The following is a 13,368-nucleotide window of genomic DNA, read 5'->3' as shown; positions in this document are numbered from 1 at the left end:
CGGGGCTTTTTTATTGCCCGTCCACTCTTCATGCTTAGCGGTCATCATCGTGCGAACTGCATCACCGAAACCTCGTCTTTCGACGCTGATTCTGTTGTCGGCGCTCGCCATTCTACCGATCAACTTCTTTCTCCCGTCGCTGCCGGGCATGGCCACCGAGTTCGATGTCGCCTACGGGATAATGGGTCTTTCCCTGGCGGCCTACGCTGGGGTGTCGGCATGCCTTCAACTTGTTCTTGGTCCCCTTTCTGACCGGTTCGGTCGCCGCCCGGTGATCCTTCTGGCACTGGCGATTTTCATTGTGGCGACGATCGGCTGCGCCTTGGCTCCCGATGCGTGGACCTTCCTCGCCTGCCGGATGGTCCAGGCCATAATCGCCCCGACATATGCGGTATCGCTTGCCGCAATCCGCGACACCACCAGCAGGGAGCAAGCAGCAGGTCAGTTTGGCTATCTGGCTATGGCATGGGCCATGGCGCCTATGCTCGGACCGACGGTTGGTGGACTACTGGATCAGGTGTTCGGTTGGAGAGCCAGCTTCTACGTCCTGGCATTCTTTGGGGCTGCGGTTCTGGTCTTGTGCTGGACCGATCTGCGCGAGACGAACAGCGCGCCATCGAAGACGATGGCAGAACAGTATCGGGCCTATCCTGAACTCCTCGGCTCGAAGCGCTTCTGGGCGTATTGCGTCTGCATGGCCTTCTCGGTTGGTGCCTTCTACGCCTTCCTGGCCGGTGCCCCGCTGGCTGCCTTGGCTTTCGACCTGTCGCCAGCGATCCTCGGCCTTTATATGGGCTCGATCACCGGCGGCTTCATGGTCGGCAGCTTTCTAGCCGGGCGGCTCGCCGGCAGGTTGCCGGTGACCACAATGTTGGTTGTCGGACGGATTGTGGCCTGCGCCGGTCTTTTGTTCGGCCTCATCCTGTATGCAGCCGGCATCGATCATGTGCTGGCATTGTTCGGGCCCTGCCTGTTCGTGGGCGTGTCGAACGGCCTTACGCAGCCGAGCGCCAGCGCTGGAGCGATTTCAGTTCGTTCGACACATACGGGAAGTGCCGCCGGTCTGGCCGGTGCGATTGCGGTCGCTGGGGCCTCCATCATGGCTGCGTTTGCGGGTGCGGTTTTGACCGAAGAGAATGCCCGGTCTGGCCTGTTCCTCGTGATGCTAACCTCAGCGGCCGTCGCCCTAGGCGCAGCCCTACTCGCCCGAAATCTCGATGGCACTGCGCGCAAATCAGCATAATCAAGGGAGAACCCGCCAATGTCTGTCCAATCCTCCGCACATCCTGTCGCTTCGGTTCTCGGCGTGGTTGTCCATGACGATCACGTGCTTCTGGTTCGGCGGATCAATCCACCTGATGCTGGAAAATGGGGTTATCCGGGTGGATGGATCGATCCCGGCGAGACCATGGCGCAGGCGGCCGTCAGGGAGCTGTTCGAGGAAACCGAAGTGCGGACAGAAGCTCGGTGCGTGTTCAACGCACTGGACGCATTCGACTACGACCAAGAGGGGTTACTGCGGCGGCAATTCGTGATGGTCGCGGTGCTATGCGCGTGGGTTTCGGGAACCCCGATCGCTGGAGATGATGCAACAGAGGCTGCATGGTTTCAAATCGCGAAGTTATCGTCCCTAGAGGACGTCAGCGAGGACGTTGACACTCTCGCTTATCAGGCGCTGAGGCTAATGAGCCCCGGTAGCATGTCCGCTCTTGGCGATAGTTGAAGGTCGTCCCCTATGACTGAAATGGGGGCGCAAACCGCCATCATCCGGTTCATCGTTCGCTATTGGCGATGGCGGGTTTTGACCCATGTTTACGGCTGAACGGTCGAAACCGACCGCAGTCATCACCCCGCCTCCAGAAACGTCTCCGCCGTTGTCAGGTCCACCGAGACCAGCTGGCTGACGCCGCGTTCGGCCATGGTGACGCCGAACAGGCGGTCGACGCGGCTCATGGTGATCGGGTTGTGGGTGATGACCATGAAGCGCGTATTGGTGCGCTGGCGCATGGAATCGAGCAGGTTGCAGAAGCGTTCCACATTGGCGTCGTCGAGCGGCGCATCGACTTCGTCGAGCACGCAGATCGGCGCGGGATTGGTGAGGAAGACGGCAAAGATCAGGCTCATGGCGGTCAGCGCCTGTTCCCCGCCCGAGAGCAGGGTCATGGTCTGCGGCTTCTTGCCCGGTGGGCGGGCGATGATTTCCAGGCCCGCTTCGAGCGGATCATCGCTTTCCACAAAGCTCAACTCGGCCGTGCCGCCGCCAAACAGGGTGGTGAACAGCTCCTGGAAGAACACATTGACCTTGACGAAGGCCTCGTTGAGGCGGGCGCGGCCCTCGCGGTTGAGCGAGGAGATGCCGGTGCGCAACTTGGCGATGGCCTCGATCAGATCGGTCTTGTCCTTGACCATCAGATCGAGCCTGGCCTGCACTTCGGTGGCTTCCTTTTCCGCCGACAGATTGACCCCGCCCAGCCGCTCGCGCTCGGCCTTGAGCCGGTCGAGCTTCTGCTCGGTGGCCGCTTCGGAGGGCAGCGCCTCCTCGGGGCGGATGCCGGAAGCTTCCAGGGTCCTTGAGGCGGGAATGTCGAGGGTTTCTTCAATCTGGCGTTCGATCTGCTGGCGCTGGGCGATGAAGCCCTTGATCCGCTCGTCAATGCGGGTCTGCTCGATCCGGGCATTGCTGAGCGTGTCGCTGGCGGCGCGCAGTGCCTTGTCGGCCTCGCGCAGTTCCGACTGGGCAAGGTTGAAGCGGTCGCCGGCCGCCTGGTGTTCGATTTTCGCCGTCTCGATCTGCGCGTCGAGCTGGACGCGGCGGGCGGCAAAACCATCGGGGGTCTGGCTGGTGCTGGCCAGTTGCGCGCTGACTTCAGCCCGGCGCTGATCCAGCGTGGCCAACTGGGCCATGGCGCTGTCGCGGCGGCGGCGCCAGCTCTGCGTGTCACGCTCGAGCTGGGCCAGGCGGCTGTCGCGCAGGCGGGCCGCGGTCTCAAAGCCACCCAGCCTGAGCCGGGCCTGATCGGCGCGTTCGCGGGCGGCAGCCAAAACGCGCTGTCTGGCCTCGGCAATGTCGGCAGCATCGCCTTCGGTCCCGGCCGCAAGCAGCGCGCGCCCGGCATCGCCATGCTGGACCTGTGCTTCGCCCAGGCTGGTGCCCAGCCGCACGCGGGCCTCTTCCAGCGTGGATTGTCTGGTGGTCAGATCACCAATGGCGCGCTGTGCCTGATCGACGTCGAGCTGCGCCGCGCCAATGGCGTGCTGCGCCGCCCGCCAGGCCTCGCGCTGCTGCCGCTCGTCCTGCCGGGCAGCATCGAGCGCGGCGACCAGCGCATCGACATCGCGCTTCCAGCTGTTGCGTTCGCCCTTGGCGCGGGCAATTTCCTCGTCCAGTTCGGCCAGCCGATTGCGCTGCGCCAGGCGCTGGGCCGCCGCGCTCGGCGCGTCGGCGGCCGCGATGAACCCATCCCAGCGCCACACCGCGCCTTCCAGCGTCACCAGAAGCTGGCCCGGCTTGAGCGCGTGCATCAGGCTGGGGCCATCGACGGCGTGAATCAGCCCGATCTGGTCGAGCCGACGCTTGAGCAGCGGGCTGCCCGTGACATAGCGCGACAGCGGCTCGGCGGCCTGGGGCAGGGTGGCGTCATCACTGTGATCGACCGGCACCGACCAGTGCATGGGCGCGCCGGCATCCGAGCTGGCATCGAGATCATCGCCCAGTGCGGCGCCCAGCGCGGTTTCGTAGCCGGGGGCGACCTTGAGTTCGTCGACAATGGCCGGCCACAGCCCCGCGCCGACATTGAGCATCTTGCCCAGCGTCGCCGCTTCGGCTTCCAGCCGGTTCAGCGCCGCGTCGATTTCGGCCAGGCGCGGGCGGGCCCCGTCGAGTTTCGATTGCGCCACGGCGGTGGCCTCTTCGGCCTGCGTGGCGGCCTGATCGGCCTCGGCGGTACGTTCCTGTGCGGCGGCCAGCGCCGCGCGCTTCAGGGCCAGGGTTTCGTCGGCGTCGAGCCGGGCGGCAATGCTGCGGGCCTCGGTCTCGACTTCGGCAATTTGCTGGGTCAGCCGCTCGATACGGCCGGCCGCCTCGCTGGCGCTGCGGGCAGCCTGGTCGCGGCGGGCGCGGACCTCGGCCAGCGCGTCAGCGGCGCTGCGGGCCTCGGCTTCGGCAGCCGCCACTGCGCTTGAAGCCGCCGCCGCTTCGCTGCGGGCCTTGTCGAAATCGTCCTGCGCGGCCTCGCCCTCGGCCTGCAATGTGTCCAGTTCTTCGGCGTAGAGTTCCAGCGTGGTTTCACTCTCGGCCACCAGTTCGCCCTCGCGCGTGCCATCGGCGGTGAGCTGGCGAATGCGGTCTTCCAGCTCGGCCTGCCGCTGGCCGGCCCGGCGCGCCTCATCGGCCAGTTGTTCGGACAGGATGGTGTAGCGCTGCAGCACCGCGCCGGTGACGGCCTCGCGTTCGCGCAGCGGCTGCAGCGCCGCATCGGCCTCCGCGAGCTTGTTCTGCGCCTGCAGTTCAAGATGGGTGGCGTCAGCCAGTTCGCGCACCAGCACGGCCTGCTGCGCCGCGGTTTCCTGTTCGGCATAGCGCGCCGCGACCCAGCGGATATGGAACAGGGTGGCTTCGGTCCGGCGGATATCGCCACTGAGCGCCCGATAGCGGGTGGCGAGCCGGGCCTGGCGCTTGAGGGTTTCGAGCTGGGTCTCGACCTGGGCGATAATGTCATCGACGCGTTCGAGATTGGCCTCGGCCGCGCGCAGCCGCAGTTCCGCCTCGTGCCGGCGCGAATGCAGCCCGGAAATCCCGGCGGCCTCTTCGAGCAAGGCGCGGCGGGCGGTCGGCTTGGCCGAGATCAGCTCGCCAATCTGGCCCTGCCGCACCATGGCGGGCGAATGGGCGCCCGTGGAGGCATCGGCAAACAGCAATTGCACGTCGCGGGCGCGCACTTCCTTGCCATTGACCCGATAGACCGAGCCGGACTCGCGCTCGATGCGGCGGGTGACTTCCAGGATATCGGCATTGTTGAGGGCGGCGGGGGCGGTGCGGTCGCTATTGTCGAGCACCAGCGTGACTTCGGCGGAGTTGCGGGCGGGGCGATTGCCCGAGCCGGCAAAGATCACGTCGTCCATGCCCGAGGCGCGCATCGCCTTGTATGAGCTTTCCCCCATCACCCAGCGCATGGCTTCCACGAGATTGGATTTGCCACAGCCATTGGGGCCGACAATGCCGGTGAGACCCGGCTCCATCACCAGGGTGGTTTCATCGCTGAACGACTTGAAACCATGCAGTTTGAGGCGGGAGAATTTCATGGGTGATGGCCCGCCCACCGGGAGACACCCTCCCCCTTGCGGGGAGGGTTGGGGAGGGGGGCGGCCAGGCGGCATCTATTGGGGTCGACCACCACCCCCTCCCAACCTCCCCCGTCAAGGGGGAGGTGCAGATCGCGTATGCCGAACTTACTGCGCCGGGGCAGCCGGGGCCATGGCATCGGGCGTTGCCGGAGCCATCGTGCCGCCGGCAGGCGCTGCCGCAGGCTCGGCCGGGGTGACCGTGCTGGCTGCAGGTGTGTCGGCGGCGGGCACATCGGTCGCTGGCGTGGACGCAACGAAATCGGCCGGCACCAGCGGGTCGATTGCCGCTGCCAGCTGTTCCAGCGTCTTGTCGCCACTAAGCGTTGTGCCGTTGACATAGAATGTCGGAGTTCCCACGAGGCCGAAATCGTTCAGTGCCTGATCTCGCACCGCTTCCATCCGGGTAAACAGGTCCTGATTCGTCAATGCAGCGTCGAAAGTTTCCTGGGTAAAGCCCAACTGCTTGGCAATGTCCAGGATGGCGTCGCGGGGCGTCTGCGAACTGGCCCAGGTGGTCTGGGTCTTGAAAAAGGTCGACAGCACATTGTGGTAATTGGCCGGGCCGGCAGCCTCGGCAAGCATGAAGACCGCCGCGTCGAGCACGTTGCGGACGAAGGGGCGCACGATCAGCTTGACCTTGCCGGTATCGACATAGGACTCGATGAAGCCCGGCAGCACGTCATTGGCGAAGTCGGCGCAGTGTGGGCAGGTCGGCGAAGCATATTCGATCACGGTAACGGGCGCGGTTTCACTGCCCTGAACGTGGTCGACATAGTCACCGGCGGGCGCCATCAGCTTGTCGACGGCGATGACATCGCCTTCAGCAGCGTTGGCGGTGGCGACCCCACACAGGCTCAGAGCCGATGCGGCAGCGGCCAACATAAGGGTGTCACGGCGGGTAAAATTCACAGCTAACGCTCCTGTTTTTGATTTCGGCGACACTATACAAGTCAAATTTGGGAGCAAGTGGGCAGATGCATCACTGCTCGGTGATCACCCCTGCCCCCCCTTGTGCTCCGAGCGGCTGGAGAGGGCATGGCCCAGGGTGCGCAAGGCCTCGCGCAGCTCCTCGTTTTCCACCCCGGCCAACTGCGCGCCGACCTTGGCCTGCACGCCTGGGCTCGGCTGATAGGGAGCCTGTTCCTGTTTGCCTGAACCGGGGGTGAATGGCTCGGCCGACAGGCGCACGGACCCCACCAGCACGAAGCCGAAATAGCGGTTGATCGCGGCGGCGATTTTTTCACCCTCATGGGCAATCGCCAGCGCATGGCCGGGCACGCAGCGCAGCACCAGGGTCGCCCCTTCGGCGCTGCGCTCACCGCGCGGCCAGCTCAATTTGTCCGGGATTGCCACTTCGTCATAGGGCTTGGGCGCCATCACCGACCAATGCGCGATGATGTCGCGACTGGCAAAGCCGCGCTTTTTCAGCACCGGATCGAGCGCGCCAGCCAGCACATCGGCCACGCTCATGGTCCGGTTGCGGCGCTTGGGCTCGGGGAGATCGTCTTTGGCCATGCCGATGCCATACCCCCACCCCCCCATCCCCACAAGGGGGCGGGCGCCAGATCGGGGTGGCGGCGGGATCGCCGTCTGAACCGGATGTGACCCGCTCCCCCTTGTGGGGCGGGCCGGGGTAGGGGTATCGGATGGACATGCAGCTCTCCCATCCCGCCCGCATCGACGCCTCGGCCGTGCTCGCCTGGTATGACCGCCATGCCCGCGATATGCCCTGGCGCATTGCCCCGGCCGACCGGGCGGCCGGCCAATTTCCCGATCCCTATCGGGTCTGGCTGAGCGAGGTCATGCTGCAGCAGACCACCGTGGCCACGGTCAAAAGCTATTTCACCCGCTTCACCAGCCTGTGGCCGACAGTGTTTGATCTGGCTGCCGCGCCGCTGGATTCGGTGCTCAAGGAATGGGCCGGGCTGGGCTATTATGCCCGCGCCAGAAACCTGCACGCCTGCGCCCAGGCGGTGGTCAATGATCACGCCGGCAAATTCCCCGCGACCTCTGCCGCGCTGCAGACCCTGCCGGGCATCGGCAGCTATACCAGCGCCGCCATTGCCGCGATCTGCTTTGATGAACCCATCGCCGTGCTCGATGGCAATCTCGACCGGGTGCTGGCGCGCTATTACACAGTTGAGGTGCCGGTGCGCGAGGCCAAGGAGGAACTGCGCGCAGCCCTGCAGGCCTCGGTGCCCGCGCGGGCCGGCGATTTTGCCCAGGCCATGATGGATCTGGGCGCCACCATCTGTGCGCCCCGCGCCGCCGCCTGCCTGCTCTGTCCGATCCAGTCCGGCTGCATCGCCACCCGCCAGGGCGATCCGACACGCTACCCCATCAAACCCGCCAAGGCCGATCGCCCGGTGCGCAAGGGCCATGCCTTTGTGATGGTTGACCACGCCGGCGACGTCTATTTGCAGAGTCGGCCGGCCAAGGGGCTGCTGGGCGGCATGACCGAGGTGCCCGGATCAGACTGGGGTGCCGAACTGGCCGAAGTCAGCTATCCGCTCGCAGCCGATTGGTCCCATCGCGGCCAGGTGGTGCATATCTTCACCCATTTCCGGCTCGAGCTCGAAATCTGGTCGGCTGCCGTGCAACCGGACGCACTCGCCGGCGGCTGGTGGTCCGAACCCGCCGCGCTTCGGGGCGAAGCCCTGCCAACCCTGTTCCGCAAAGTGCTGGCAGCGGCGGGGCTGGAGTAGAGCTCCCGAGCGGTCCCTTCCGAGGGGCCGAGGCGTTGGCCGCGATGGGGTGGGGAGCGGTCTGACCGCTTGCATCGCCAACGCAATGAAAGCGGAGATCGCAGGCGTATGCGCTTCAGCCAGCGCTAAAGCGCCCTTGGCCACATCATTCGATGGCGAGAAAATCGTTAATCGCTGCCGCAAGCCTTAGATCGGTGTTGATCGTGTAGTGGGTAGCACCAGGAATAACGGCGAAGCGATTTGGCGTCATCCCTTCCCCCGCCCAACCGCCATCCGCCTGACCGCCACCAAGCAGTTCGAAGAAATGGGTGGCGTGGCTGATGCGAACTGCGTCGTAGTCGGCAACAACGATCAAAGTCGGTGCAGCGATCTTCCTAACTTCAGCAGACCAGTCGTAGTCGTTCCCAATAAAACTGCCCATCTGATCGAGAAGCTTGGGAAAATTTGTCGGGTCAGGCGCTATTGCTGCATAGGCCTCGTACAAAGGCGTTTGCATCATTTCCTCAGCGAGGTGTGCCCCTATGCTCCGCATACCTTCGGCATTGTACTCGTGCCAGCCGGAATATGCGTACGGCGCCGAAACGACAACTAGCCGATCGAGGACGTCGGGATGGTCTACTGCAAGGCGAATGGCAGTAATGCCACCCATGGAGTAGCCCGCAACGTCAGCACTCTCATGGCCAAGCCATCGGATCAAATCGGCAATGTCAGTGGCGAAGGCATCAAAGGACATAGGGCGATCGAAGGGCTGAGTGCGCCCGTGGGCCTGGAAGTCGACCGCAATCACTTCATGGCTTTTTGCCAACTCCGTTAGCACAGGACCGAAGTCGTCCCTGTTTTGCAAACCTCCGTGTAGCAGAACAAGCGGCTCACCTTGCCCAAAGACTGCATAGGCCATTTCGATCCCGTTTACGGGGGCGTACCCAGATTTGGTCGGTGCAGGCAGAGACATGTCGAACTCCTGTGCTTGAGTCAGAGGTGTAGTGGCCGCCAAGAGAGCGAAGGCAAAGGAGGCGAGGAAATATTTCATGTTCGTGGTTCCGGCTTGTGACGCTGACTCGACGAACAGAGGCAACTCAGACCGACAATTGGTCGAGAATATCTGGAGAATATTTGTCTACCTTGCCCTCCCCACACCAATCTGAAGAAATGCTGATATTTGTTATTGGCGTTTCGACATGGCTGCTTTGGGTAAAGCCAGCTGGAACGTAAGCGACCACAATGGGGTCGAGAACGGGCAGACCGGTTTCACGTAGAGAAGGAACGAAGCGGTCACCCTGCCCGAACACGGCGGTCTCGGCGTCGAGATGGAAGCGGCCGCGCTCTACACGCTGGCGGCCCGCTTTGGCGTCAAGGCGCTGACCATTTGCCCCATGACAGACTGCCTGATCACCGGCCAAAAGATCGACGCCGACCAGCGCCAGACCTCGCTGAAAGAAATGGTGACCCTGGCGCTTGAGGCGGCGAATGAAGCCTGCGGGCTGCCTGGCCGTCAGCCCAGGCAGCCTGGGGCTCAAATCAGAACCGTGCGGCCAGGCCGGCCGATACGGTAACGCCCCATGCCGGCTGCAGCTCGTAGGCCCCGATTGGCTGGTTGGCGCCCAGCCTCAATCGGCTCGCACCAGTCTTGAAGCCACCATAATAGTCCAGGCCCATCCCCAATTTGAGACCGACATTCTGGCTTAAATCATGGGTCAGCTCGAGCCCGGTTCGGGCGGCGAAACTGGTAACGCTGCCGTCAGCAATATCGGAGACCTTGGTTCCCGATACGGCGTCCGATTCCACCACACCTGAAAGCCCATTAATGGCAATACCGGCCCCCAGCAGCGCAGAAATCCGCGTGGAGGGTGAAAACTCATGCCCATAACGGGCATTGGCCAACACGACATGCGAGTGCGCGCGACCGTCAAAGGCAGTATCGGCGCCCGGGCCAAAATCGGCTTTCCACCGGGTGGCACCATCAATGTAGTTATAGCTCAGAAAAACATCCAGAGCCGGGCTATACTGGAACCCAAAACTGCCACCCAGTCTCAGGGCCGGATCAAATTCAACACCGTAAGCAGTACCACTATTGAAAGCACCACCAGTGGTTGTGCTCGAACTGCCATAGCGAAAGGCGGCGCCGACATCGAGATCGGCTATCCAGCCTGTGGTGGCGCCTTGAGCTATCGTGTCCTCTGAAAGGACGGCACCCGTCGTCGCCAACAACCCCGCCGCACAGAGCGCAACCGATACCATATTTCCAAATTTGAGCATTATAACTGTCCTAGAATCACCAGGGTCTACTCAATAGTAAAATCGCGCAGCATCAAATGAGCTTCGGGCATTTCTCTTGTTTCGATAGATGGTCAGTTGCCATTTTGCCGCATTTGATGCCCAGGGTGTGCCACCGTTCCGCCCGCTTCGCAGAACCGCAACGCTAGGTCTCAATGACCGCAATGGGGTCGGGAACTGCCGATCAGCAATGCGCCCCGATACGGCCGTTCGGGCGGCCATTGCCATTTCCCGGAAGCGGCCGGTCCGCCCTGGTCGTGGCAATGGCGGCAATGGGGTGGACAGCGGACCACCTGCGGCCGGAGTGGCCCATGGGCAAAGCGGAAATCAGTCTACAGCGCGCTGGATCGTGGCTGGATGGTGTGGGCCAATTCCTCGCTCAAGATCTTCTGCACGAGACGGATGCGGGGACTTGACGCCAAACCCCGATGCGTGACGAGCCAGACAGGAACCACAATCGGCGGCAAGTCCAGGGGCAGCCGCGTTACCTCTGGAGTCCGATCGGCAACTTCGCGCAGCATGGCTGCAATGCCGAGGCCGTTTTGCACCATTTGCCAGACGGCAATTCCGGAATTGGAAAGCAGCCGGAAGTCCGACGCCACCATGGGAACGCCGATCGCGCTCATATAGGCCGCAAACTGATCAATGTCCTCCATGCCGATGAGGCCGGAGCGCGCCAGCGCAGCTCCATCGGCTGGTATGCCATTCTGCCTGACCCACTCGTTGGACGCGTAGAAATGAGCTTCAGTATCGGGGAGTCTTTGCCCCAGAAGCCCGTCCCGATCGGGTGCAACGTGGCGGATCGCTATATCGGCCTCACGGCGGTGAAGATCACTCAGGTCATTGGAAGCCAATACCATTACGGTGAGCTGTGGCGCCTCCAGCCGGATGCGGGCGAGAATGTCGGGCAGGACATAGGCCGAATACGTATCGGTAGCCGATATGCTCACCCGCCCACCAAGCGCCTGCGCATCGCCGACAGCTGACAGGGAAACGGCCTCTGCCGCTTCTCCCATGAGCCTGGTATGCTCAAGCAGCACGCTCCCGGTAGAGGTCAGAAACAATTTGCGCCCGATCCGCTCGAACAACGCCACGTCCAGGTCCGCTTCCAGCGCAAGGATCTGGCGAGACAACGTCGGCTGGGTGAGCGCGAGCCGACGTGCCGCTGCGGACAGCGACCCCAGGGTGGCCGTTGCATGGAAAGCGCGCAGCAGATTCCAGTCGAGTGGCTTCATGGTTTTATGTATATGGATTGTGCAGAATTAGGCAATTGTCGCGCTAAATGTATATGCTAGTTTCTGCCCAGAAAACTGGAGCATGACATGACGGCAGCTGACGACGCGCGTTTCTGGAACAAAACTGCCGAGCGCTATGCCGCCTCCAAAATTGCTGATCCGGGTGGATACGAGCGCACACTGGAGCGCACGCGCAGCTTCCTGCAGCCAAACCACCGCGTGCTCGAACTCGGCTGCGGCACCGGAACAACTGCCCTGCGCCTCGCCGGCTCGGTTGGCTCCTATCTTGCAACGGACATCTCAGAACGGATGATTGGCATCGCCAGGCAAAAACTCGACGAGGAACCTGTCCCAGGCCTTTCGTTTCGTCCGGCTGTCGCCGAGGATTTGGCAGATGACGACCATCGCTTCGATGTCATCCTCGCGTACAATTACTTGCATCTCGTCCGCGACCCTGATGCTACTTTGCGTACGATAGCTCGCCTGCTCAAGCCGCAAGGGATTTTCATATCAAAAACGCCCTGTCTGGGAGAAATGAACGTGTTGATCCGACGCGTCCTGCTTCCTGCCATGCGCTCGGTGGGCAAGGCGCCGCATGTCGCCGTTTTTGGCGCGAAAGAGCTCATGCAGATGATCGTCGGTAAAGAAATGGAGATCGTCGCACACGAGAACCACGCAACCAAGGGTTCGGAGACGCGTCCGTTTATCGTGGCTAAAAACCGTGATCCAGAACAATTCGCGGATGAAGACCGGCAGTAGGATTGCGCCGGTCGACGTGCGAAGACCAAAATGGGGTGGGGAGGGGACCGGCGGGTTATGGTCAGCGGAACTCAGGAAGCTGCCATCCCAACAACCGGCGCACCCTGCCTGCAGCGTTGACCGGTCAAGCCGTGTCGTGTCACGCTGACACTTCTCTCTTGGTGGGGATGGTGTGATGCTTCGCAAACACAATCGGGAGTTCCTGCCTTGGTATCGAAAGCCCAGCTATCGAGGGAAGATGACCGAGGAGCAGAAACGGCATTTGGACGGTATCCGAGATCGAGAGCCGCATCCCGCGATCACATATGAACAACTGCCGTACGAAGCTCAGAGCTATATCAACGAGCTCGAAATGGAGGCATACGACGCCAGACAGCAAGCTTTGGCGGGCCGCACCGTGCTCTTGAGTGCCCTCGGCGCATTCCTGATAGACGCCAATTTCCTGCATCTCGTCGACGTTACCAATTCGTGGGCAGCGATTATCGCAGTCCCATTGTTGGTCCTCCCGTGGATTTTCTACGTTTGGCAATGGCGCCGAAACGCAGGTGAATTTTGGCCCTCAAGCAGCGACACAGGATGGCCAGATTCTGGGGACGAAAAGCTGCGTGAAGCGTGGGAACTCGACCACATTGTGAGGCGCGCCTCGCCTCGTGACTGAGGGCCCCGCCCTGACACCAAGTGGCAGCGTTTTGGCAGGGAGAGGAAGGGCAGCTTTCTGGAGATCGCTTAGGGATTGTTGCACGGCGAGTTTGGAGTCGCTTTCTGCCATGGAAATGGCGCGCATTTCTGGAGGCGGGCGATCCCGTCCGAATGGCCAATGTGGCCGGTGAACAAGGGCTCATCGGAGATTGCAGCAGGGGCGGGGCCCGCCACTATGGCGCGCCCCATCGTGTTGTAGTGCAGCAGAGCCTAGGCGCGCAGCAGGACCTTGCCGGCGCGGCCGGGGACCAGCGCGGCATCCATGGCCTTGGCCGCATCGGCCAGATCGAAAATGCCGCCGACGGGCAGGGGCAGTTTGCCCTGAGCGGCCAGGGTCACCAGCTCGCCGATCA

General features: G+C 62.8%; 13 protein-coding genes. 6 read left to right on the top strand and 7 right to left on the bottom strand.

All coding sequences use genetic code 11. The features are described 5' to 3' along the window. Positions 1-1,243, top strand: a 1,243-nt coding sequence (locus Q8O80_RS19450; protein ID WP_371136241.1) for a Bcr/CflA family efflux MFS transporter, incomplete at its 5' end; no start/stop codon positions are given. 18 nt (positions 1,244-1,261) lie between these two features. Beyond that, positions 1,262-1,723, top strand: coding sequence for an NUDIX hydrolase (locus Q8O80_RS19445; RefSeq protein WP_305582381.1), 462 nt, complete (start codon positions 1,262-1,264; stop codon positions 1,721-1,723). A 122-nt stretch (positions 1,724-1,845) separates the two neighbouring features. Here Q8O80_RS19445 and smc read toward each other — a convergent pair whose 3' ends face one another. The 3 genes from smc to Q8O80_RS19430 all read right to left on the bottom strand — a co-directional run bounded on the left by smc (position 1,846) and on the right by Q8O80_RS19430 (position 6,858). After that, positions 1,846-5,301 carry a chromosome segregation protein SMC gene (gene smc, locus Q8O80_RS19440; protein ID WP_305582379.1) on the bottom strand — a complete coding sequence of 1,152 codons (3,456 nt, stop codon included), beginning with the start codon at positions 5,299-5,301 and terminating at the stop codon, positions 1,846-1,848. Between the two features lie 147 nt (positions 5,302-5,448). After that, the gene (locus tag Q8O80_RS19435) at positions 5,449-6,252 is read right to left on the bottom strand and encodes a thioredoxin domain-containing protein (protein WP_305582377.1); all 804 of its coding nucleotides are present in this window, start codon (positions 6,250-6,252) and stop codon (positions 5,449-5,451) included. An 84-nt stretch (positions 6,253-6,336) separates the two neighbouring features. Then, positions 6,337-6,858 carry a DUF721 domain-containing protein gene (locus Q8O80_RS19430; protein WP_305582375.1) on the bottom strand — a complete coding sequence of 174 codons (522 nt, stop codon included), beginning with the start codon at positions 6,856-6,858 and terminating at the stop codon, positions 6,337-6,339. 137 nt (positions 6,859-6,995) lie between these two features. Between Q8O80_RS19430 and mutY the strand changes: the two genes are divergently transcribed. Then, complete coding sequence (mutY, locus tag Q8O80_RS19425; RefSeq protein ID WP_371136242.1) at positions 6,996-8,048, top strand: A/G-specific adenine glycosylase; 1,053 nt, start codon at positions 6,996-6,998, stop codon at positions 8,046-8,048. A 145-nt stretch (positions 8,049-8,193) separates the two neighbouring features. On the opposite strand, the gene Q8O80_RS19420 is transcribed toward mutY, so the two are convergent. Both Q8O80_RS19420 and Q8O80_RS19415 read right to left on the bottom strand, forming a co-directional pair. After that, a complete protein-coding gene (locus Q8O80_RS19420; RefSeq protein ID WP_305582371.1) occupies positions 8,194-9,078 on the bottom strand; it encodes an alpha/beta fold hydrolase in 885 nt (294 codons plus the stop codon). Positions 9,079-9,124: 46 nt separating this feature from the next. Further along, on the bottom strand, positions 9,125-9,337 hold the full coding sequence (locus Q8O80_RS19415; RefSeq protein WP_305582369.1) for a hypothetical protein: 213 nt from the start codon (positions 9,335-9,337) through the stop codon (positions 9,125-9,127). A gap of 18 nt (positions 9,338-9,355) precedes the next feature. On the opposite strand from Q8O80_RS19415, the gene Q8O80_RS19410 reads away from it, so the two are divergent. Next, complete coding sequence (locus Q8O80_RS19410; protein WP_305582367.1) at positions 9,356-9,601, top strand: hypothetical protein; 246 nt, start codon at positions 9,356-9,358, stop codon at positions 9,599-9,601. Here Q8O80_RS19410 and Q8O80_RS19405 read toward each other — a convergent pair. After that, a complete protein-coding gene (locus Q8O80_RS19405) occupies positions 9,567-10,304 on the bottom strand; it encodes a hypothetical protein (RefSeq protein WP_305582365.1) in 738 nt (245 codons plus the stop codon). The two genes, Q8O80_RS19410 and Q8O80_RS19405, sit on opposite strands and share 35 nt — an antisense overlap. 350 nt (positions 10,305-10,654) lie before the next feature. After that, entirely contained in the window at positions 10,655-11,557 is a 903-nt protein-coding gene (locus Q8O80_RS19400) for a LysR family transcriptional regulator (protein ID WP_305582363.1), read from the bottom strand. Between the two features lie 87 nt (positions 11,558-11,644). On the opposite strand from Q8O80_RS19400, the gene Q8O80_RS19395 reads away from it, so the two are divergent. Then, on the top strand, positions 11,645-12,316 hold the full coding sequence (locus Q8O80_RS19395) for a bifunctional 2-polyprenyl-6-hydroxyphenol methylase/3-demethylubiquinol 3-O-methyltransferase UbiG (protein ID WP_305582361.1): 672 nt from the start codon (positions 11,645-11,647) through the stop codon (positions 12,314-12,316). A 238-nt stretch (positions 12,317-12,554) separates the two neighbouring features. Further along, a complete protein-coding gene (locus Q8O80_RS19390) occupies positions 12,555-12,974 on the top strand; it encodes a hypothetical protein (RefSeq protein WP_305582360.1) in 420 nt (139 codons plus the stop codon). The last annotated feature ends 394 nt before the right edge of the window (positions 12,975-13,368 follow it).

The organism is Devosia sp. (assembly GCF_030689745.1).
Taxonomy (GTDB): Bacteria; Pseudomonadota; Alphaproteobacteria; order Rhizobiales; family Devosiaceae; genus Devosia; species Devosia alba.
This window is presented reverse-complemented; position numbering and strand designations above follow the sequence as displayed.

What these genes read in the sequence shown, in the direction of transcription:
- Q8O80_RS19445 (WP_305582381.1), top strand. Translation starts at nt 1,262, where the DNA reads ATGTCTGTCCAATCCTCCGCACATCCTGTCGCTTCGGTTCTCGGCGTG.
- smc (WP_305582379.1), bottom strand. Translation starts at nt 5,301, where the DNA reads ATGAAATTCTCCCGCCTCAAACTGCATGGTTTCAAGTCGTTCAGCGAT.
- Q8O80_RS19430 (WP_305582375.1), bottom strand. Translation starts at nt 6,858, where the DNA reads ATGGCCAAAGACGATCTCCCCGAGCCCAAGCGCCGCAACCGGACCATG.
- mutY (WP_371136242.1), top strand. Translation starts at nt 6,996, where the DNA reads ATGCAGCTCTCCCATCCCGCCCGCATCGACGCCTCGGCCGTGCTCGCC.
- Q8O80_RS19420 (WP_305582371.1), bottom strand. Translation starts at nt 9,078, where the DNA reads ATGAAATATTTCCTCGCCTCCTTTGCCTTCGCTCTCTTGGCGGCCACT.
- Q8O80_RS19410 (WP_305582367.1), top strand. Translation starts at nt 9,356, where the DNA reads ATGGAAGCGGCCGCGCTCTACACGCTGGCGGCCCGCTTTGGCGTCAAG.
- Q8O80_RS19405 (WP_305582365.1), bottom strand. Translation starts at nt 10,304, where the DNA reads ATGCTCAAATTTGGAAATATGGTATCGGTTGCGCTCTGTGCGGCGGGG.
- Q8O80_RS19400 (WP_305582363.1), bottom strand. Translation starts at nt 11,557, where the DNA reads ATGAAGCCACTCGACTGGAATCTGCTGCGCGCTTTCCATGCAACGGCC.
- Q8O80_RS19395 (WP_305582361.1), top strand. Translation starts at nt 11,645, where the DNA reads ATGACGGCAGCTGACGACGCGCGTTTCTGGAACAAAACTGCCGAGCGC.
- Q8O80_RS19390 (WP_305582360.1), top strand. Translation starts at nt 12,555, where the DNA reads ATGACCGAGGAGCAGAAACGGCATTTGGACGGTATCCGAGATCGAGAG.